Source organism: Nocardioides ginsengisegetis (assembly GCF_014138045.1).
Taxonomy (GTDB): Bacteria; Actinomycetota; Actinomycetes; order Propionibacteriales; family Nocardioidaceae; genus Nocardioides; species Nocardioides ginsengisegetis.
The window spans coordinates 104706-125194 of record NZ_JACGXA010000003.1; the positions used below are offsets into that span (position 1 = coordinate 104706).

At 73.8% G+C, this 20489-nt stretch carries 16 protein-coding genes; 11 read left to right on the top strand and 5 right to left on the bottom strand.

Translation table 11 applies throughout. From position 1 onward, the window contains the following. Positions 1 to 85 precede the first annotated feature (85 nt). From FB382_RS20065 to FB382_RS20075, 3 genes are read left to right on the top strand one after another with little or no spacing between them, the layout of a single operon-like run. A complete protein-coding gene (locus tag FB382_RS20065) occupies positions 86 to 1216 on the top strand; it encodes a phosphatase PAP2 family protein (protein WP_343055695.1) in 1131 nt (376 codons plus the stop codon). Beyond that, positions 1146 to 2882, top strand: coding sequence for a DUF429 domain-containing protein (locus FB382_RS20070; RefSeq protein ID WP_182541738.1), 1737 nt, complete (start codon positions 1146 to 1148; stop codon positions 2880 to 2882). Before FB382_RS20065 ends, FB382_RS20070 begins: the two co-directional genes overlap by 71 nt. Positions 2883 to 2891: 9 nt before the next feature. Continuing rightward, positions 2892 to 4202, top strand: coding sequence for an alpha-hydroxy-acid oxidizing protein (locus tag FB382_RS20075; protein ID WP_343055696.1), 1311 nt, complete (start codon positions 2892 to 2894; stop codon positions 4200 to 4202). A 1-nt stretch (position 4203) separates the two neighbouring features. Here FB382_RS20075 and FB382_RS20080 read toward each other — a convergent pair whose 3' ends face one another. Next, complete coding sequence (locus FB382_RS20080; RefSeq protein ID WP_182541739.1) at positions 4204 to 4764, bottom strand: hypothetical protein; 561 nt, start codon at positions 4762 to 4764, stop codon at positions 4204 to 4206. A gap of 74 nt (positions 4765 to 4838) precedes the next feature. Between FB382_RS20080 and FB382_RS20085 the strand changes: the two genes are divergently transcribed. After that, complete coding sequence (locus FB382_RS20085) at positions 4839 to 5342, top strand: mycothiol transferase (protein WP_182541740.1); 504 nt, start codon at positions 4839 to 4841, stop codon at positions 5340 to 5342. A 57-nt stretch (positions 5343 to 5399) separates the two neighbouring features. Further along, on the top strand, positions 5400 to 7064 hold the full coding sequence (locus tag FB382_RS20090; RefSeq protein ID WP_182541741.1) for an ABC1 kinase family protein: 1665 nt from the start codon (positions 5400 to 5402) through the stop codon (positions 7062 to 7064). Positions 7065 to 7080: 16 nt separating this feature from the next. On the opposite strand, the gene FB382_RS20095 is transcribed toward FB382_RS20090, so the two are convergent. Continuing rightward, positions 7081 to 8643 (bottom strand): SDR family NAD(P)-dependent oxidoreductase, encoded by a 1563-nt coding sequence (locus FB382_RS20095; RefSeq protein ID WP_343055698.1) that lies wholly within the window; start codon positions 8641 to 8643, stop codon positions 7081 to 7083. Between the two features lie 189 nt (positions 8644 to 8832). After that, positions 8833 to 10131: an MFS transporter gene (locus tag FB382_RS20100; RefSeq protein ID WP_343055699.1), complete on the bottom strand. Its 1299-nt coding sequence runs from the start codon at positions 10129 to 10131 to the stop codon at positions 8833 to 8835. Between the two features lie 180 nt (positions 10132 to 10311). On the opposite strand from FB382_RS20100, the gene FB382_RS20105 reads away from it, so the two are divergent. The 6 genes from FB382_RS20105 to FB382_RS20130 are packed head-to-tail and all read left to right on the top strand — an operon-like array spanning position 10312 to position 18422. Beyond that, a complete protein-coding gene (locus tag FB382_RS20105) occupies positions 10312 to 11304 on the top strand; it encodes an ATP-binding cassette domain-containing protein (protein WP_220481942.1) in 993 nt (330 codons plus the stop codon). Then, the gene (locus FB382_RS20110; protein WP_182541743.1) at positions 11301 to 12131 is read left to right on the top strand and encodes an ABC transporter ATP-binding protein; all 831 of its coding nucleotides are present in this window, start codon (positions 11301 to 11303) and stop codon (positions 12129 to 12131) included. Before FB382_RS20105 ends, FB382_RS20110 begins: the two co-directional genes overlap by 4 nt. Further along, positions 12128 to 14407 (top strand): FtsX-like permease family protein, encoded by a 2280-nt coding sequence (locus FB382_RS20115; RefSeq protein WP_182541744.1) that lies wholly within the window; start codon positions 12128 to 12130, stop codon positions 14405 to 14407. The genes FB382_RS20110 and FB382_RS20115 overlap by 4 nt, the downstream gene beginning before the upstream one ends. Then, on the top strand, positions 14404 to 17463 hold the full coding sequence (locus FB382_RS20120; protein WP_182541745.1) for an FtsX-like permease family protein: 3060 nt from the start codon (positions 14404 to 14406) through the stop codon (positions 17461 to 17463). Before FB382_RS20115 ends, FB382_RS20120 begins: the two co-directional genes overlap by 4 nt. 24 nt (positions 17464 to 17487) lie before the next feature. Beyond that, the gene (locus tag FB382_RS20125) at positions 17488 to 17919 is read left to right on the top strand and encodes an SRPBCC family protein (protein ID WP_182541746.1); all 432 of its coding nucleotides are present in this window, start codon (positions 17488 to 17490) and stop codon (positions 17917 to 17919) included. 50 nt (positions 17920 to 17969) lie between these two features. Beyond that, positions 17970 to 18422, top strand: a complete 453-nt coding sequence (locus tag FB382_RS20130) for a DUF427 domain-containing protein (protein WP_182542009.1) — start codon at positions 17970 to 17972, stop codon at positions 18420 to 18422. A gap of 3 nt (positions 18423 to 18425) precedes the next feature. Here FB382_RS20130 and FB382_RS20135 read toward each other — a convergent pair whose 3' ends face one another. Next, positions 18426 to 19457: a glycoside hydrolase family 6 protein gene (locus FB382_RS20135; RefSeq protein ID WP_182541747.1), complete on the bottom strand. Its 1032-nt coding sequence runs from the start codon at positions 19455 to 19457 to the stop codon at positions 18426 to 18428. A 46-nt stretch (positions 19458 to 19503) separates the two neighbouring features. Beyond that, the gene (locus FB382_RS20140; protein WP_182541748.1) at positions 19504 to 20463 is read right to left on the bottom strand and encodes a GNAT family N-acetyltransferase; all 960 of its coding nucleotides are present in this window, start codon (positions 20461 to 20463) and stop codon (positions 19504 to 19506) included. Positions 20464 to 20489: the final 26 nt, after the last annotated feature.

Sequence of the window (20489 nt, forward strand, 5' to 3'; positions counted from 1 at the left end):
ATCGTCCGGCGCGATGCCTGCCAGCCACCTGAACGTGTCGACCCCGGTCAGGCAGGGTGCAGGCGCGGGCGGCCACCCTTCGGCCGTGACCTCCCTCGCCGACCTCTCGCGCGCCGTCAGCCCTGTACGAGACGCCGCCGACCCGGGCACCGACGAGCCCGACATGGGCTGGGTGGGCCGGGTCTGGCTGGTCGTGCTGGCCTTCGCGGCGGTCACGGCCTGGCGCTCGTGGGAGGTCGGGATCCCGGTCCGCGACCCCGGCGGCGAGATCCTCCGGACCCGCATCACGATCACCCTCGCGCTGCTGGTGGCACTCGCCGCGGTCGACGCCGTACGTCGCACGCCGCGCGGGCTCCGCACGCCGGCGACCGTGTGGGCGACCCTCCGGGCGCGCTGGACACCGACCCGGACCGGGCTGGTGCTGGCCGGACTGGCGGCCTACCACGCGGTCTACTTCTGCTACCACAACCTCAAGAGCTGGGACGTCCTCAACACCGAGCGCGACGCGCTGCTGACCCGCGTCGACGAGGCGCTGTTCCTGGGCCACTCACCGGCCGTGCTGCTGCACGACCTGCTGGGCCAGCACCTCGCGGCGTACGTCCTGATCGCGATCTACGAGTCCTTCCCGACCCTGGTGTCGGTGGCGTTCGTGGCGGCCCTGGCGCTGACCGACCGGGTGCGGGACGGCTGGTTCTTCATCGCCTCGATGGTCTGGGTCTGGATCCTCGGGGTCGGCACCTACTACCTGGTCCCCTCGCTCGGGCCCTTCCACCAGTCGCCGGAGGACTTCGCGGGCCTGCCGGACACGATCGTGACCGACACCCAGGCCCGCTACCTCGCCCAGCGCGACCAGCTGCTCGCACATCCGGGCTGGCACGACTCCTTCGCCCAGGTCTCGGCGTTCGCGAGCCTGCACGTCGGGGTGACGACGGTGATCCTGCTGATGGTCAGGCACCACGGGATGCGCCGCGCGACCCGCGCGATGACGCTCTTCCTCGCCGGCACCCTGGTCGCCACGATCTACCTCGGCTGGCACTTCGCCGTCGACGACCTCGCCGGGCTGGCGATCGCGGCGCTGGCCGTCTGGCTGGGCCGGCGGACGGTGTACCCGTGCCGAGCGGGCGCCGATGGTGCAGGCTGCGCACATGCACTTCGTCGGCGTGGACCTCGCTTGGGGGGAGAAGAAGCCCACCGGGCTGGCGGTCCTCGACGCTGACGGTGCCCTCGTGCACGTCCAGGCGGCGGGCAACGACGACGAGATCGTCGAGGCCCTGGGCTCCTGGGTCGACGGTCCCTGCCTGGTCGCGATCGACGCCCCCCTGGTCGTCACCAACCCGACCGGGTCGCGGCCGGCCGAGCGCGCGCTGAGCAAGGACTTCCGCCGCTTCGAGGCCGGCACCCACCCCTCCAACACCGGCAAGCCGGAGTTCGCCCACGGCTCCCGCGGCGGCCGGCTGGTCGCCCGGCTCGGCCTCGACATGGACCCGCGGTCGGGCCGCGACCGGCGCGCGATCGAGGTCTACCCGCACCCCGCGACCGTCGTGCTGTTCGGGCTGCCCCGGACGCTGAAGTACAAGGACAAGCCCGGCCGCTCCTTCGACCAGCTGCGGTCCGAGCTGCTCGTGCTGATGGGCTTCGTCGAGGGCGTCGTCCGCACCAACGGCGCGTGGTCGGCGCTGCGCCGGGCGGTGGAGACCGCGACGAAGAAGGCCGAGCTACGGGTCGTCGAGGACCAGGTCGACGCCGTCGTGTGCGCCTACGTCGCGCTCTTCGCGCACCGCTGGCCCGAGCGCACCACGACCTACGGCAACCCCGAGGCCTACCTGACCGAGGGCTACATCGTGACCCCCACGCTGCGCACGGAGGACCTCGCCCGCCAGGAGGTCGTCCAGGCCGCGATCAGCGAGTACGCCGCCCGCCACGCCGAGCTGCGCGAGGCCGGCGCCGCCTTCGTCGAGCTCGTCGAGTCGGTCCTCGACGAGGCCGGCATCAACTACCTGAGCGTCACCGGCCGGGCCAAGAGCGTGTCCTCGTTCGCGGCCAAGGCGGCCCGGACCGTCGACGGCGTCCCGGTCTTCGTCGACCCGCTGCGCGACATCACCGACACGATCGGCATCCGCGTCATCACCTACGTGCACAGCGACGTCGCCGCGGTCGCCGACCTGCTCGGCGACCAGGTCGTCATCCACGACGACCGCGACATGGGGCAGGAGACCGCGAGCCAGGGCCGCTTCGGCTACGCCTCGCGGCACCTGCTGATCGGGCTGGACGCGACGCGCGAGGGGGAGCCGGCGTACGCCGCCCTCGCCGGGCTCCGCGCGCAGGTGCAGATCCGGACCGTGCTGCAGCACGCGTGGGCGGAGTTCGAGCACGACATCCGCTACAAGGGCACGATCCCCGACGAGCACGTGCCGGACTTCGACCGGCGGTTCACGCTCGCGGCCGGGCTGCTGGAGCTGGCCGACCGCGAGTTCTCCACGATCCGGGACCGGCTGACCACCCAGGTGGCGCCGAGCGAGCCGAGTGCGCCCGAGGACGACGACCCGCGCATCGACCCGCGCGAGCTCGCGGCGTTCCTGGCCGGGCAGTACGCCGACGCCGGCTGGTCGCGCACCGACCACTACACCTGGATCTCCGGGCTGCTGCTCGAGCTCGGCGTCACCTCGCTGGTCGAGCTGGCCGACGTGCTGCGGACCGTCGAGGCGCTCGACCTGACCGCGCGGATGGACTACCGCTACCCGCCGGGCGCCGTACGCCGGCTCGACGACGCGCTCCTCGCGGCGTTCCGCGAGCGCTACGTCGGGCTGCACGGTAACGCCCACCGTGCTGCCGCGTTGACCGGTCGGCTGGAGAAGCTGGCCCTGGACCGACCCACCTCCTGAGGAGTGCGCGTGACCGAGACCAAGACCGACCCGCTGACCGCCCGCGCGGCCCAGGCCGCGATCTCCGTCGGCCGCGCCGTGCAGAGCCGGATCTACCGCGAGGGCGTCTTCGGTCGCCGGCCCGTCGTACCGGTCGAGCCGGCGGCTCTCGAGGCCGAGGCGGAGCGCCGGATGAGCCCCGAGGCGTGGGCCTACGTCGCGGGCGGTGCCGGGCAGCAGCGCACGGTGCGGGCCAACCTCCAGGCCTTCGACAAGCACCGGATCGTGCCGCGGATGCTGGTCGACGTGGAGGACCGCGACCTGTCGGTCGAGCTGTTCGGCCGCCGGATCCCCGCGCCCGTCCTCTTCGCGCCGATCGGCGTGCTCGAGATGGCGCACCCCGAGGCCGAGCGGGCGGTCGCCGCGGCCGCCCGGTCGCTGGGGTTGCCGATGGTGATCTCGACGCAGGGCTCGATCCCGATGGAGGAGACCGCGGAGGCGCTCGGTGACTCGCCGCGGTGGTACCAGCTCTACTGGAGCCGGAACGACTCCGTCGTCGACTCCTTCGTGCGGCGGGCCGAGGCGATCGGCAGCGAGGCCATCGTCGTCACGCTCGACACCCACGTGCTCGGGTGGCGCACCCACGACCTCGACCTCGGCTACCTCCCGTTCGCGCGGGCCGAGGGCATCGCGCAGTACACCAGCGACCCGGCGTTCCGCGCGCTCGCCGAGGCCCGGGCGGCGACCCCGTCGTCCGAGCCGACGCCGCGGCCGACGCTGTCCGCGGTCAAGGCGCTGTTCTCGATGGCCCGGCACTACCCCGGTGGGTTCGTCGACAACCTGCGCTCGCCGGTGCCGCGGGCGGCGGTCGAGACGTTCCTCGACGTGTTCTCCCGGTCCACGCTGACCTGGGACAACCTCGACTACCTGCGCTCGCGGACCTCCCTGCCCATCCTGCTCAAGGGCATCCAGGACCCGCGCGACGCCGCGCTCGCGATCGAGCACGGCATGGACGGCATCGTGGTCTCCAACCACGGCGGCCGCCAGGTCGACGGCGCGATCGGCTCGCTCGACGCCCTCCCGCGGATCGTGGAGGAGGTCGGCGACCGGATCCCGGTGCTGTTCGACTCCGGCGTCCGCAGCGGCGCCGACGCCTTCAAGGCGCTGGCGCTCGGCGCCTCGGCGGTCCTCGTCGGACGCCCGTGGGTCTACGGCCTCGCGCTCGGTGGCGCCGCCGGGGCCCAGGCCGTCATGGAGCACGTGCTCGCCGAGCTGGACCTCACGATGGCGCTCACCGGCGTCTCCACGGTCGACGAGATCACCCGGGACCTCCTGGCCTGACTCAGGGGCAGGACGAGCCGCTGGCGTCGCGGACGTAGAGGGTGCGGTCGGCGGGGACGAGGGCGGTGCGCTGCCACAGCGAGAGGCCGACCTCGGGCCAGTGCGCGACCGACAGCAGCCCGTCGGCGTCGTCGCCGCCGCAGGCACCGTCGCGGAAGCCGATCTCGAGGGTGACCTTGACGGTCCGCCCGTCGCGCACGACCCGATCGACGGGGAGCTCGGCGTCGAGCCCGTCGGGGTTGGTGTCGGCCTTCGTCCGGGCGACGGCGGTGCCGCCCGCCATGCTCCCGAGGCCCGGCGCGACGACGCTGTCGACGTGCACGTCGCGGCCCGAGCGGTTGGTGACCGCCAGGGTGATGCGGCAGCTCATGGCAGGCCGCGCGCCGATCACCCAGCCGTCCCGGTAGGGCTTGACACTCGCCCCGGTGCAGGCCGGCGCCCCGGCCCACTCCGCCTCGACCTGGCCGAGCTCGTGGCGCGCACCGACCACCCAGACCGTCATCGCCAGCGAGGCGGCGACGAGCAGCGCGAGCACGGCGTACGACGCCCGGGACCTGTCCACGGCCGGATCATGACAGCCGTGGTCACCGATCTGTGGGATGGGCTCGGCGCCGACCGCGGCATAGCCTCGAGGGCATGACCCCTGCCGAGCTCCTGCTGGACGCCTTCGGGCGGATCGCCGAGGGCGGGTGCGCCGTCGTGGAGGGCCTCGAGCCCGACGAGCTGACCCACCGGGTCGGGCCCGACGCCAACTCCATCTCCTGGCTGGTCTGGCACCTCACCCGGATCCAGGACGACCACGTCGCCGAGGTCGCCGGGACCGAGCAGGTGTGGACCGAGCAGGGCTTCGACGCGCGCTTCCACTTCCCCTTCGACACCGCCGCCACCGGCTACGGCCACACCCGCGAGGAGGCGGGCCGGGTGCGCGCGTCCGCGGGCCTGCTCGCCGCCTACCTGACCGCCGTCCACGAGCGGTCCGTGGCGTTCCTCAAGACCGTGACCGAGGCGGACCTCGACCGGGTCGTCGACGAGCGCTGGGACCCGCCGGTCACCCTGGGCGTCCGGCTGGTCAGCGTGACCGGCGACGGGCTGCAGCACCTCGGTCAGGCGAAGTACGTCCGCGGCCTGCTGGCCCGCTGACGAGGCGGCAACCGGCCGGGTGGTCCGGCGCGCCCGCCTCCCGGGCATGCTGGCCCCATGGGAACCCCGACGTCGAGCACCCAGCGGTACGCCGCGCTCGCCCGCCTGCTCGTCCGCCACGGCCGCTCCGACCTGCTCGCCGGGGCGGGTCTCGACGAGTTCTCGATCGACGACGACATGCCAGCGGGCGACGTCGACGAGGCCGAGGCGTTCGCGCGCGACCTCGAGAACCTCGGGCCCACCTACGTGAAGCTCGGGCAGCTGCTGTCCACGCGCTTCGACCTGCTGCCCACGGCGTACACGACCGCGCTCGCGCGGCTCCAGGACGCGGCCGAGCCGTTCCCCTTCGAGCAGGTGCAGGAGATCGTCGAGGGCGAGCTTGGCGGCCAGATCCGCCACCTCTTCGCCGACTTCGACCCCGAGCCGATGGCCGTCGCCTCGCTCGGGCAGGTCCACCGGGCCACCCTCCCGAGCGGCCGCCGGGTCGTGGTGAAGGTGCAGCGTCCCGACGCGCGCGACCAGGCGCGCGAGGACATGGAGGTGCTCGCGAAGCTCGCCGGCCTGGCCGACCGGCACACGGGGGCGGGCCGGCGCTACGGCTTCGGCGACCTGCTCACGCAGTTCCGGCGCTCCCTGGCGGGCGAACTTGACTACCGGCGCGAGGCCCGCAACCTGGCGAAGTTCCGGGAGCTGTGCGCCGGCTACGACCTGCTGGTCGTCCCCGAGCCGGTCCCGGACCACTCCAGCTCGCGGGTGCTCACGATGGAGCGGCTCGACGGCCGCAAGGTCACCGACGTCGGTCCGCTCGGCCTGCTCGAGGTCGAGGCGCGGCCGATGGTCGACCAGCTCTTCGCCTGCTACCTCAAGCTGATGCTCCAGGACGGCGTCCTGCACGCCGACCCGCACCCGGGCAACGTGCTCCTCACCGACGACGGGCGGCTCGGCCTGCTCGACCTCGGCATGGTCACCACGGTCCCCGGGCGGCTCCAGGACCGCCTGGTCCGGCTGCTCCTGGCGATCGGGGACGGGGACGGGGACGAGGCCGCCGCCGTGCTGGCCGGCATGGGCCACCCGCTCGACGACTACGACGCCGCCGCCTTCCGGGACGAGGTCGCCCACCTGGTGACCGAGGCGGCCGTCGCCGGGTCCGACGTCCAGGCGGGCACCGTGCTGATGGAGCTGAGCCGCACCTCCGGCCAGCACGGGCTCCGGCCGCCGGCCGAGATGTCGATGGTGGGCAAGGCGCTGCTCAACCTGGACCGGGTCACGTTGCACCTCGACCCCGACTTCGACCCCGCCCAAGCCATCCGCAGCAACGTCGGCGACCTGCTCACCAGCGGGCTCAAGGTGAGCCCGGCCGGGGTGATGGCGGCCGCGATCGAGGCCAAGGAGTTCACCGCCCTGCTGCCCAAGCGCGCCAACCGGATCCTCGACGCCCTCGCCGAGGGCGAGTTCTCCGTGCGCGTGCAGGCGATGGACGAGGAGCGGCTCCACCGGGTGCTGCAGCGGGTCGCCAACCGGGTCACCCTGGGCATCATCATCGCGGCGACCGTCCTGGGCGCCGCCCTGATGATGCGGGTGCCCACCGACCACCGGATCTGGGGCTACCCGGCGCTGGCGATGGGGTTCTTCATGTTCGCGGTGCTCGCCGGCGCCGCGCTGGCCGGCTGGATCGTGCTGACCGACCGGAAGGTCGCCCGGCAGGACCGGACCGGCACCTGACCCCTCGACTCGCGGGTCACCAGGGGCTCGGCTTGAAGTCCTTCACGAAGCAGCCGAAGAGGTCCTGCCCCGCCTCGCCCATCACGATCGGGTCGTAGACGCGGGCCGCGCCGTCGACCAGGTCGAGCGGCGCGTGCCAGCCCTCGGCCGCGATCCGCAGCTTCTCCTGGTGCGGGCGCTCGTCGGTGATCCAGCCGGTGTCGACGGCCGTCATCAGGATCCCGTCGGTCTCGAACATCTCGCCCGCGCTGGTGCGGGTCAGCATGTTGAGCGCGGCCTTGGCCATGTTGGTGTGCGGGTGGCCGGGGCCCTTGTAGGACCGGGAGAACTGCCCCTCCATCGCGGACACGTTGACCACATAGGTACGCCGCGCACCGGCCGCGCGGGCCGCCCGCATCGCCGGCCGCAGCCGCGAGATCAGGATGAACGGCGCCGTCGCGTTGCAGAGCTGGACCTCGAGCAGCTCCAGCGGGTCGACCTCCTCGACCTTCTGGGTCCAGGAGTTCTCCGTCTGCAGGTCGGGCAGCAGGCCGCCCGCGTCGACGGCGGTCCCGGCGAGGTGCGCCTCGAGGCTGGCGTTGCCGGCGGTCAGGGCCAGCGCGGTCATCGACGCCGCGGTCTGCGCCGCGATCGCCTCCTCGACCGACTCGCCCTCGTGGTGGGCCACGGCGTGCTGGCGCAGGGTGCCGGCGATCGCCGCGGGGTGGGCCTCGCTGATCCGGTCGAAGGTGACCATCTCGGGCAGCCCTGACAGTTCGCTGTGGTCGGGCAGCGGCGCCGACTCCATCTCGACCAGCTGGCTGTAGGAGCCCGGGGAGCGCCGCACGGTCTGGGCGGCGTTGTTGATCAGGATGTCGAGCGGGCCGGCCGCGGCGACCTCGTCGGCGAGCGACACGACCTGGGTGGGGTCGCGCAGGTCGATGCCGACGATCTTGAGCCGGTGCAGCCAGTCGGCGCTGTCCTCGAGGGCGGCGAAGCGGCGTACGGCGTCCTTCGGGAAGCGGGTCGTGATGGTCGTGTGGGCGCCGTCGCGGAGCAGGCGCAGCGCGATGTACATGCCGATCTTGGCGCGGCCGCCGGTGAGCAGCGCCCGCTTGCCGCTGAGGTCGGTGCGCTGGTCGCGCTTGGTGTGGGAGAACGCCGCGCAGGTGGGGCAGAGGTAGTGGTAGAACGCGTCGACCAGCGTGTAGTCGTTCTTGCAGATGTAGCAGCCGCGCGGGTTGATCAGCTCGCCCGCGAAGGCGCCCTTGACCGACGAGACCAGCGGGATGCCCTGGGTCTCGTCGTCGATCCGCATCGGCGAGCCGGTGGCGGTGCGCTCGGTGACGGCCCGGTCCGCGGCCAGCTCGGCGGCGCGCTTGCGGGTGCGGCGCTCGCGCTTGAGCGCCTTGTACATGTGCGAGGCCGCGTGCTTGACCGTCCGGATGTCCGGGTGGTCCTCGGGCAGGTGGTGCAGCTGCTGCAGCACCCGCACCGTGGTCGCGAGGTCCTCGGGGTCGACGCCCGCCTCGGCCGCCAGAGCCGGGTCGAGGGCGGCGTCGAGGGCGGCGTCGAGATCGTCGGTGCTGCTCGGATTCACCGGTCGATGGTAGGCGTGCCCGGCCGCACAGCCTGCATCCACCGATCTCCGCCTGCTGCGCGCCACCATCCGGGCACGCTGGCTACGTTGCCGAGGCTCGAAAGACGTCCAGTCTGCCTTCGCCCCGGTCGCCTTGCCAGCGCACCCGTCTGGTGACGCTCGCGACGGCGGCCATCGGTGGATCCAGGCTCAGGCCGCTTCGGCGGTGGGCCGGGTGATCCGGTAGCGCACGAAGGACGGCACGGCGATCGCCGCGACGACCGTCCCGACCACGACGAGCACGCCGCCGCCGGCGGCCGCCGCGGCCGTGCCGACCGCCGCGGCCGTGGCCCCGTGGGCGACGTCCGCGATCCGCGGCCCGCCGGCGACCACGACGATGAAGACGCCCTGCAGCCGGCCGCGGACCGAGTCGGCCGCCGCGCTCTGGAGCATGCTCGTGCGGAACGCCGCCGAGGCCATGTCGGCCGCCCCACCGAGCACCAGCATCGCGACCGCGGCACCGAGCATCGGGGTGCGCCAGTGGCCGGCGAGCCCGACCGCGACGCCGAAGCCGATCATCGCCAGGCCCCAGACGAGGATGCAGACGATGACCGCGCGGCCCTGCCGGTCGACCCGGGAGACCCACCCGGAGAAGACGCCGCCGACGACGGCGCCGGCGGGGATCGCGGCGAACAGCAGCGCGAACGCCAGGCCACCGCCGGACGGGCCCCCGAAGCCCTCGTGGGCGATCTGCGGGAAGAGCGCCCGCGGCATGCCGAAGACCATCGCGATCAGGTCGACCACGAAGGACATCAGCAGCACCGGGTGGCCGCGCAGATAGGCCAGCCCCTCGACGACCGACCGCAGCCCGGGCGTGGCCGTGGGTGCGCCCTCGACGGCGAGCCGGGGAAGGCGGACCACCGCAGAGAGGGTGGCGAAGAGCGTGAGCGTGTCCAGCAGGTAGAGCCAGGAGAAGCCGAGCACCGGGATCAGCGTGCCGGCGACGAGCGGACCCGCGATAGCGCCCGCCTGCATGATCGTCATGTTCAGGGAGTTGGCGGCGGGCAGCTGCTCGAGCGGCAGCAGCTTGGGCAGCACCGCGCTGCGGGTCGGCTGGTTGACCGCGAAGAACGCCTGCTGCACCGAGAAGAGCCCCAGCAGCAGCCACACGTGGCCGCCTCCCGCTGCCGCCTGCAGCCAGAACAGCGCGCTGGTGCCGATCAGGCCCGTGGTCGTGCAGATCAGCATCGTGCGCCGGTCGAAGACGTCGGCGAGCGCGCCGCCCCACAGCCCGAAGACGACGAGCGGGACCAGGCCGAAGAGCCCGGTGAGGCCGACGTACGCCGAGGAGTGGGTCTCGGCGTAGATCTGCGCCGGGACCGCGACGACCGTCAGCTGGGCGCCGATCACCGTGATGATGTTGGCGGTCCACAGTCGGCGGAAGTGCGGGTTCTGCAGGGGCCGCGTGTCCGCCACCAGGTCCTTGATGCCGTCCCGGAGCCTCGCCACGGTCCAGAACCTACGTCCGAACGCGGCCTGCGCCCCAACCGCGTCCAGCGTGACGCCCCCGCGTCGCTCGGAGGCCGGTGTGTCACAACCGGCTAACGAACCGCTCGACGTAATTGCGTTGACGTGCATCACTACGGTGTCCTGTGCACCGGACCAGGGGGGTCCGAGCGGGAGGGTGAAGTGACCACGCTGGACAGCGGGCGGGACGTCCGTTACGACATCGGCGAGCTCGGTCGGCCGGGGGGCATCGGCATCCGTTGCCAGGGCGTCGTGCATCTCTACCGGACCTTCGAGGGCCACGACGTCGTCGCCCTCCAGGGCGTCGACCTGACCATCGAGCCCGGCGAGCGGGTCGCGTTCCTCGGACCCAGCGGCTCGGGCAAGTCGACTCTCCTCACGCTGCTCGGCGGCATCCAGAAGCCCAGCGCCGGCCGGATCTTCCTCGGCAACGAGGAGATCTCGCGGATGGGGGAGCGCTACCTCGCCCGGATCCGCTCCCGCCGCGTCAGCACCATGCTCCAGGGCTCGACCCGCAACCTGCTGGCCTACGCGACCGCCCGCCAGAACATCGCCTTCGCCCGCCTCGCGATGACCTCGGCGGAGCGCAAGGACGCCGTCGCGGACATCGACCTGCTCCGCGTCGTCGGCCTCGACCAGCAGATCGACCAGGTTGTCTCGACCATGTCCGGCGGCCAGCGCCAGCGCCTCGCCCTCGCCTGCGCGGTCTCGACCGGCCCGCAGCTGCTGCTCGCCGACGAGCCGACCAGCCAGCTCAGCCACGAGGACCGCGACCACGTCATCGAGCTGATCCACAACCTCGGCGACGACCTCGGCACCACCATCGTGGTCGTCACCCACCAGCCCGAGGTCGCCGCGACCTTCCCGCGCACCGTGACCATGAAGGGCGGCCGGGTCGGCGCCGAGGGCCGCGACGGCGCCGAGTACGTCGTGATCGGCGCCGAGGGCGTCGTCCACCTCCCGACCCACCTCGCCGAGCAGTGGCCGCAGGGCACCCTGGTCCGGATCGAGCCCGAGGACGTCGACCGGCTCGTCGTCTCCCGGCCCTCGGACACGCCCGAGGCGCCCGTTGGCCACCCCGTTGGCCACCCCGCTGACCACGCCGCTGAGCACGCAGCCGACCACTCCGCCAGCACGACCGAGGAGCTGGCATGAGCCTGAAGCTCGACCACGTCACCTACGTCGTCTCCCGCACGCTCCTCGACGACGTCGACCTGGAGTTCAAGGCCGGCGAGCTGACCGCGCTGTCCGGGCCCAGCGGCTCCGGCAAGACCACCCTGCTCTCCATCGCCGGCGGCCTCGTCGAGGCCACGTCGGGCACGGCGTCGTACGCCGGGGAGTCGATGTGGCAGGGCACCGGCGACCCGCGCCCGGAGGTCTCCTTCGTGCTGCAGGTCTATGGCCTGGTCCCGATCCTGTCCGCCCGCGAGAACGTCTCGGTCGCCCTGCGCGCCCGCGGCGTGAAGCCGGCCGACGCCGACGAGCGCGCCGAGGCGGCGCTCGCCCGCTTCCACATCGCCGACCTCGGCGACCGCCAGGTCGAGGAGCTGTCCGGTGGTCAGATGCAGCGGGTCGCGCTGGCCCGCGGCCTGTGCGTCGACGCCCAGGTGCTGCTCGCCGACGAGCCGACCAGCGAGCTCGACGAGGGCAACCGCGGCCTGGTGCTGGCCGAGCTCCGCAAGGAGGCCGACCGCGGCGCCGTCGTGGTCGTGGCCACCCACGACCCGGCCGTGGTCGACGCCTGCGACCGGCACTACGTGCTCGACGAGGGCAAGCTGGTCGACCACATCGAGCCGATCGACCTGCACCACTTCGACCACCCGGAGCGCCGGATCATCGAGGAGGCGGCGCCGCCGCACTTCGACGAGGAGGTCGCGCCCGAGCCGGTGACCGAGCCGGCCGAGCCCACGGGTGAGCCGGTCCTGGTCGAGACGCCCGCCGACGCGGACGCCGCCTTCCGCCGTCCCTCCACCGACTCGTGATCCGCACCTTCCGGGGCGCCTGGTCCCGGAGGGGGACGCTGCTGCCGCTCCTCCTCCTGACCATGGTCGTCGTGACCGGTGCCGTCACCACGATCGGCTTCGCCCAGCACGCGAACACCTCGGCGGCCCTGGCCGTCCCGCTGTTCGTCCTCGGCGCCTTCGCCGTGCCCGCAACGGGTCGCGAGCTCGCGGCCGCCCGGCGCGGTGAGATCGCGATCGCCCGGCTGCGCGGCCTCCAGGGCGGCGAGCTCGCCACCCTGCTCGCCGTCGAGCCGCTGCTCGTGCTGCTCGCCGGCGGTGCGGCCGGCCTCGTGCTCGGCAGCGCCGGGTCGTGGCTGGCGACCGCCGTCTGGACCGGCGGGCCCGGTGGGCTGCCCGGCCTCACCGCCGTCCTCGCCGGCCTCGGCATCGTCGCGGTCGGCCTGGTCGCCACGATGCTCGGCATGCTCAGCGCGCTGCGCGAGCCGCTCAACCTGCAGGTCTCGATCGCCTCGCGGCCGCACCCGGCCGGCACCGGCGCGATCTTCGCCGACGTCCTGATCGTCGTGGGCGCCGTCGTCGCGGTCTACCGCAGCGGCGTGGCCGATCCCGGCCACCCCGACGTGCTGGTCCTGGCCGGTCCGGCGCTCGTCGGCCTGGCGATCGGCCAGCTGGTCGTCTGGCTGGTCCGGATCAGCGCCCGGCTCGCCGTCGGCCGCACTGCCAACGGCGGCCTGACCGGCTTCCTCGGCGTACGCCGCCTGGCGCGCGTCGCCGACGCCGCCACCCCGATCCGGGTGCTGGTCGCGGCCGCCGTGGTCGCCGCGCTCGCCCTCACCGGCGCCACCGAGGTCAACGGCTGGACCGACGACACCGCCCGGCTGCGCAGCGGCGCACCCCTCCGGGTCGACGTCGACGAGGACGCCGTCGGCGCGCTGGCCCTGACCCGTGACCTGGATCCCGACGGCCGCTACCTGATGGCGGCGGTGCTGGTGCCGGGCGAGGGGAGCGCGGCGGCCAGGCGGGCCTTCCTCGACACCGGCCGCTACGCCGCGGTCCTCGGCGACTTCTACGCCGACACCCCGGCCGCGGCGATCGCGGACCAGGTGGACGGCCTGGGGGGTGCGGACTCCTCGGTCGCCTCCGGCGACACCGTGACCGCGACGGTGCGGGGCGTGAGCGCCCGGACCAGCGGTGTGATGCGCCCACGCGTCGTCGTGGCCTACCTCGACGAGCACGGCACCGACCAGCGCGCCGAGATCGGCGTGGAGCTGCCGCTGACGGGCGCCGCCCAGACCGGCAGCGCGGCGCTGACCGGCTGCGACGGCGGCTGCGTCATCACCTCGGTCACCCTGGCCAGGACCCGCGGCGACCGCACCCTGCCGTGGGTGCTGACCGCGCTCGACTTCGGCGGCACCGACGCGATGGCCACGACGTGGAAGCCCGCCTTCCCGGGCCGCTTCGGCCAGCCCGGCGGCCCGGTCGTGGTCGACGAGGGCCTGCTCGCGCCGGCCAGCAACCGACCGCTGGTGGCCGAGCCGCTCTCGAGCGGCCCGAAGATGCCGGTGCTCGCCACGCCCAGCGTCACCTTCGACGGCCGCCCCCAGCTCGACTCCACCGGCGGCGACGAGCGCCCGGCCCAGGTGCTCGCCACCGTGCCCGCGCTCCCGCTCGTCGAGGCCGACGGCCTGCTCGCCGACCTGCCGCGCGCCGCGGCCGGTGCGCCGCCGACCGTCCCGGCTGCGCAGGTGATGGTGCTGGCCCGGGCCGACACCCCGGCCGCGCTGCTCGCACAGCTGACCGACGCGGCCGGACACGACCCGCGCACCCTCACCCAGGTCGATGCCGCGGTCTCCGACGAGACCGGCGCGACCCAGGCCCGGGTCTACTCCCTGATGGCGGTCTTCTGCCTCGTGGCCGCCCTCCTGGTGCTCGCCGCCGCCGTCGGCCGCCAGCGCTCGGCGTGGGCGCGCGAGGTCGCGGCCCTGCGGGTCGTCGGCGTCGACCTGGCCACGCTGCGGGGCTCGGGTCGCCTCGAGATCGCCTGGCTCGCCATCGCCTCGGTGCTCGCGACGGTGGGCGGCGCGCTGCTCGCCGTACGCCTCCTGCTCGCGCACCTCTCCCTCGTCGACGTGCCGACCCACTCGGTGCCGCTCGTGACCGGCGTGGCCGCCTGGCCGCTCGTCGTGGCCGCCGTCGTGGTGGCGGGTGTCGTGCTCGTCGTCAACGGCCGCGGTCGCGCGCTGCACCCCGACCGGACCCGTCCGGCCATCCTGCGTGAGGAGGGCGCGGCATGAGGACCATGCTGGCCACCGTCATCCGCGGCCTCCGGGCCCGCGGCCTGCTCTCGGCCGGGTCGGTGCTGCTCACCGCGCTGGCGATCGGGTCGGCCGTGCTCGGCCCGATCTTCCAGGTCGCGGTCACCAGCTCCTACCTCGTCACCCGCCTCGACGAGGCGCCCAACCAGCTGACCGGGCTGACCTGGACGTTCGACCCGAGCCCCGGCACGACGCGGACGACGTACGACGCCGTCCAGCACGCCGTCGACGCCACCGACGGCGGCCCCGGCCCCTACGCGGCGCCGCAGACCTCGCTGGAGTCCGTGCGCGCGTCGGCCCTGGGTGGCATCGCCATGCTGCTCGCCACGCCCGACGGCGGTGCCTGCGCCCACCTCGAGGTCACCGGCGCCTGCCCGCAACAGCCCGGCGAGGTGCTGATGCTGGGCGGCGACCTGCGCGACACCCACCACGCGATCGGCGACACCATCACGATCGACGACCCCCTGGGCGATGTCGTCGTGGTCGGCAGCTACCGGGTGCCGCCGAGCGCGGAGGACTACTGGTTCGACCTCGGCCGCTTCGCCAGCACCCCGCGCCGCACCGACGAGCGCACGGGCGTCGTGACGCCCTACACCCCGGCGCCGTTCGTCACGGTGCCCGCGTCCTTCGGGGAGCTGCCGGTGTCGGCCTGGAGCGTGCGGGTCGACCGGCGCCTCGTCGCCCCGGCGGACCTCACGATCGCCGACATCGACGACGCCCAGGCGGCCGCCGACGCGCTTCCGATCGAGCAGGCCGCCGAGGTCGAGGGCGGCCGGTTGAGCAGCACCTCCATCAACGACATCCGCGCGATCGCCGCCGAGGTCCGCGCCCAGCAGCGCACGGCCAAGGCCTCGATCGCCCCGGCCGTGCTGTCACTCGTGCTCGTCGCGCTGGCCCTGCTGCTGCGGCTGCTGATGGCCGCGGCCGACCTGCGGCTGCCCGAGCTCGCGCTGGCTTCGCTGCGTGGATTGTCCCGACGCCAGATGTGGGCGCTCGGCCTGTCCGAGCCGATCACCCTCCTGCTGCTCTCCGTCCCGACCGGCGCGGTGGTCGGCATCGGCCTCGCACTGGGGCTGGTCCGCTGGTGGCTGGTCCCGGGCCTGCCGCTGCCGCTCCCGTGGACGGCCATCCTGGCCGGCGGTGCCGTCGCGCTCGCCGCGATCGGCGTGGCCGTGCTGGCGGTGGGGCTCGTCCTGCGGGTCTCGCTGTCCGAGCAGCTCACGGGCGTACGTCGCCCCCGCGAGACCTCCCGCACCGGCCTCATCGTGCAGCTGGTGCTGGTGGCCGCGGCGATCGCCGTGCTCGTGAGCAAGCTGTCGGGCGGCAAGCCCGGCGACCCCGACGTGACCGACCTGGTCCTGCCGGTGCTGCTCGCGGTGGTCGCCGGTGTGGCCGCGACCCGGATCACCGCCGGAGGAGCCACCTGGTGGACCCGGGCCCGTCGCCGGACCCGCTCGCTGGCCAGCTTCGTCGCCGCCCGGGCGATCAGCCGCCGCCAGGAGGGCACGCTGGTGATCCTGCCGGTGACCGCGGCGATCGCGATCTGCGTCTTCGGCGCCGGCGTCTACGGCTCCGCCGCCCAGTGGCGGGCCAGCGTCGCCGCGACCGCGGCTCCCGCGCCGGTCGTGTGGACCTCGCCGCTGCCGATGAACCGCACCGTCGCCCTGACCCACACCCTCGACCCCGACGGCCGCTACCTGATGGCGGTCAGCCGCCTCAACACGCTCGGCCCGACCTACACCGTCGCGGACACCTCGCGCCTGGCCCGGGTCTCGTCCTGGCAGGAGCAGTGGACCCCCGGCGTCCCGGTCGAGCAGGTGGCCGCGGCGCTCGCCCTCAAGGCCGACGTCCCTCGGGTGACCGGTCGCAGGATCGGGATCACGGTCGACCAGCAGCTCGAGAGCGACAGCGACGTCTACGTCCGGCTGCGGCTGGGCGTCGAGGGCGACCGCGCGCACTACGTCTTCCTCGGCCCGTTCGGGGCCGGCACCTCCAGCAGGGCCGGCGCCGCGCCGTACTGCTCGAAGGGCTGCGACCTCGAGGGCATGACCATCGGCGGTCCGGCCGCGCTGACCGCGCAGATGAAGGGCACGCTGACCATCAGCGGCATCGAGGTCGACGGCACGCCCGTCACGGGCGGCATCGACGGGGCGGGCTGGGTGCGCGCGCCCGACTCCTCCGCCGCCGAGGCCGTCACCGACATCCGCAGCTCCGGCGACAGCCTCGAGGTCGACATCGACTCCGGCGGCGACCGGGTCATCGCCCAGCTCGCCTCCGGCGCGCTGCCCACCGCGCTGCCGGTCGTCAAGGGCGTGGACGCGTCGACGTCGGCGCAGGCCGGCTCGTTCGGCAGCACCAGCTCGACGGAGTTCGCCGTCGACCCGGTGATCACCGCCCAGAGCGTGCCGTTCCTCGGGCCCAACGGGCTCCTGATCGACTACAAGATGCTCACCACCGACCGGACGATCTACGAGCAGAAGTCCACCGTCTACGTGCTCGCCCGCAGCGATGCGCCGAAGTCCGTCACCCAGGGCCTGCAGGACCGCGGCGCCTCGATCTCCACGACCTTCGCCGAGGTGCAGCACACCCTCGACCAGGGCGCCTACGCGCTCGCGCTGCGGCTCTACGCCGTGGTCGCGGTGCTCGTGCTGCTCATGGCGCTGGCCGGCCTGTTCGTCAGCACCGCCGTCCAGCTGCCCGCGCGGCGCCGGGACGCGGCGGCGCTGCGCGTCGTCGGCGTGCCCCGTGGCTCGGTGATGTCCGCCGTCATCCGCGAGTTCGCGGTCGTGCTCGGCGGCACCGCCGTCGCGGGCCTGGCGGCCGGCACCCTGGCGCAGTACGTCGTCCTCCGCACCGTGACGCTCGGCTACGTCGAGAACCTCTCGACACCGGCCCTCGTCGCCGCGGTCGACGTGCCGCGGCTGCTGCTGCTCACCGCCGCCACCGCGCTGGTGTTCGGGACGGTGGCGCTGGCCAGCGCCGGGCTGACCGTGCGGGGTGCGCGCGGCGCGACGCTGAGGGAGAACGCCCGCTGACCGGCCTCCGGCTAGCGTGACGACATGCAGCTGCAGCGCACCGTCCGCACCACGGCCAGCCCCGACGTCGTCTTCGACTACCTCAGCGACTTCACCACCACCACCGAGTGGGACCCCGGCACCGTCTCGACGGTGCTGCTCTCCGGCGACGGCGGGGTCGGCACGACCTACCGCAACGTGTCGTCGTTCCTGGGCCGGGAGTCCGAGCTGACCTACACCGTCGTCGAGCGGATCTCGCCGACCCGCTTCGCCCTGCGCGGCGAGAACAAGACCGTCGTCGCCCACGACACGATGGAGGTCCACCCCGAGGGAGCCGGGACGCGGGTGACCTACACGGCCGATTTCACGTTCAAGGGCGTCGCGAAGTTCCTCGCCCCCCTGCTCCGCCCGGCGCTGACCCGGCTCGGCGACCACGCCGAGGAGGGGCTCGCGGCCGCGCTCGGCAAGCTCGCGTGAGGGCCCGTCCCTGGCCGCAACCGGACCCGGTCGGGCCCGGTCAGGAGTCGGTGTGGGTCTACCCCCGTCCGCCGCGCCTGGAGACCACGACGGCCCTGCTGGAGGTCTGGCTCGGGGGCGTCGTCGTGGCCAGCACGCGGGACGGGTGGCGGGTGCTGGAGACCAGCCACCCGCCGACGTACTACCTGCCGCACGAGGCGTTCGCGCCCGGCGTGCTGCGTGCCGCCGAGGGGTCGTCGTACTGCGAGTGGAAGGGTCGCGCGGCCTACTACGACCTGCTGTCCGGCGGGGTCGTGGCTCCGCGGGCCGCCTGGACCTACCCGCAGCCGACGCCGGGGTTCGAGCCGATCGTGCACGCGCTGGCGGTGATGCCGGCGCTCGTCGAGCGGTGCGCCGTCGACGGCGAGACGGTCGTCCCGCAGGCGGGCGGCTTCTACGGCGGCTGGGTGACCAGTCGGGTCGCCGGGCCGTTCAAGGGCGAGCCCGGCTCGATGGGCTGGTAGCGCTCAGCCCTTGCCGAGCAGGCGCTTCGCGCCCTTCGGCCACCACTCGCCGGACGGCGGCCCGCCGTGGCAGGTGTCGTCGCTGGACTGGCCGTCGGACTCGCCGGGGTGCTTGACCCAGAGGTAGCCGTCGAGCGGGCCGTAGGCCTTGTCGTTGGTGAACAGGAGCCGCGGCTTGCGGCCGATCCGCGCCCACGTCGGGTTGCAGACGTCGCCGTCGACGATGTCTGCACGCGGGGCGCCGTTGCGGGCGGTCTCGGTGACGTAGCGCTTGCCGGTGACGCCGAGCTTCTTCAGCTCGCGGACCACGGCCTTGGCGTAGGCGATCTCGTCGGGGCTCTTGCGGTAGTTGCCGACGTTGGTGCTGAAGCCACGGGCGAGCGCGATGCCGGAGGCCTTGAGCAGCCGGGCGATGTCCTCGGGCGTGCGCCACCCGGAGTGCCCGGCGTCGATGTAGACCCACGCGCCCGCGTCGGTGAACGTCCGGGTCGCGAAGCGCAGCAGCCCGGACCGCTCGGCGATCTTGTCGGCGTCGCACTCGGGGTTGCCCATGAACGGCACGGCGTCCGGCTCGAGCACGACCATCGCGTGCTGGTCCTTCATCCCGGCCGCCGCCTGCTTGACCCAGGCCTTGTACGACGGGGAGTCGGGCAGCCCGCCGGCGGAGTAGAGGCCGCAGTCGCGGCCCGGGATGGCGTAGATCGACATCACGGGCGTCTTGTCCGCGTCGTTGGCGTCCTCGGTGTAGGCCGCCACGGCGGCCTTGACCTGGTCGGTGGCGTAGTAGTCGGTGATCCACAGCGCCTGCGCGGTACGGCCGATCGGCGCGAAGACCGCGTTGCGCTGGGCGGCGCTGGCCGCCGGCATGTTCGGGTCGACGAACAGCCCGCGGGTGAGCCGGGGGTCCTTGGCCAGCGCGGCGCGGGCGTGGGCGGGGGACCGGTCGGTGCCGGCCCCCACCGCGCCGACGGCAGGCAGGGACGCCACCAGGGTCAGCACGACGCCGGCGCCGAGGGTCCGGGCGCGAGGGAGCACGGTCCTCAGGGTAGGTCGGGGGTCCCGCCGGCGTGGCCGTATCGGGTCAGGCGACGATCGTGCGTGTGCAGACGTCCGACGCGGTCCGGACCTCGAAGCCCGCCCGGCGGTAGAGGGCGGGGGCGTCGTGCGGGTTGTTCCCGTCGACCATCAGCGTCAGGGTCGTCGACCCTTCGCCGGCCGCGACGTGGTGGGCGTGTCGGAGCAGGACGCTGGCGAGCCCGCGCCGGCGGTACGCCGGGGAGGTGGCGAGCTCGAGGACGTGCAGGCCGCCCTGCTCGGCGTTGCGCCGGCTCAGGATCATCGCGGAGGCGGCGACGCCGTCGACCTCGGCGAGGACCCACAGGTCCGGGGCGTGCCCGGGCAGCGCCTCGTGGAAGGCCATCCAGTCGGCGTACCCCATCGGCTCGTAGCCCCACTCGCCGGCGAACGCATCGTCGAGGAGCCGGTGCACCCGCGCGGGATCGGCGGCCGCGGTGACGATGACGCCCTCGTGCTCGCGGAGCCCGTCGGGGACGGCGGCGACCGGCGCGACCATCTCCCAGAGGGTGCGTTCGTGGGAGAAGCCGGCCGCCTGCAGCCGGCGCTCGGCGGCGCGATCGCCCTGCGCCATCATCGACTGGACCACGACCTCGCCCTCGCCCACCGCCTCGTCGCGCGCCCAGCCGAGCAGGGCGTCGTACCCCGCCCCGGCGAGCAGGTCACCGACGCGCCCGGGCAGGTCGGGATGGGTGCGGACCCGGGCGAAGAACATCGTCGCGCCGGAGTCCCTCAGGGCGTAGCACCACTGCACCAGCCGGCCCGACCGGTCCCGCACGACCAGCTGGTCGGACCGGGTCGTGGCGGGGAGCTCGAGGTAGGAACGGACGTCCTCCCTGGTGGCCGGGCAGAAGCCGAACACCGCGGTCAGCTCGGCCTCGACGAGCGCGAAGGCCTCGTCGACGTCGGTGACCGCACCGACGGAGAACTCGCTCGCCAGGCTGGCGTCCAGCAGGAGGGGAACCATCGTTCGAGTCTGCGGCCGCGACCGGC

What these genes read in the sequence shown, in the direction of transcription:
- FB382_RS20125 (WP_182541746.1), top strand. Translation starts at nt 17,488, where the DNA reads ATGCAGCTGCAGCGCACCGTCCGCACCACGGCCAGCCCCGACGTCGTC.
- FB382_RS20110 (WP_182541743.1), top strand. Translation starts at nt 11,301, where the DNA reads ATGAGCCTGAAGCTCGACCACGTCACCTACGTCGTCTCCCGCACGCTC.
- FB382_RS20070 (WP_182541738.1), top strand. Translation starts at nt 1,146, where the DNA reads ATGCACTTCGTCGGCGTGGACCTCGCTTGGGGGGAGAAGAAGCCCACC.
- FB382_RS20120 (WP_182541745.1), top strand. Translation starts at nt 14,404, where the DNA reads ATGAGGACCATGCTGGCCACCGTCATCCGCGGCCTCCGGGCCCGCGGC.
- FB382_RS20140 (WP_182541748.1), bottom strand. Translation starts at nt 20,463, where the DNA reads ATGGTTCCCCTCCTGCTGGACGCCAGCCTGGCGAGCGAGTTCTCCGTC.
- FB382_RS20085 (WP_182541740.1), top strand. Translation starts at nt 4,839, where the DNA reads ATGACCCCTGCCGAGCTCCTGCTGGACGCCTTCGGGCGGATCGCCGAG.
- FB382_RS20090 (WP_182541741.1), top strand. Translation starts at nt 5,400, where the DNA reads ATGGGAACCCCGACGTCGAGCACCCAGCGGTACGCCGCGCTCGCCCGC.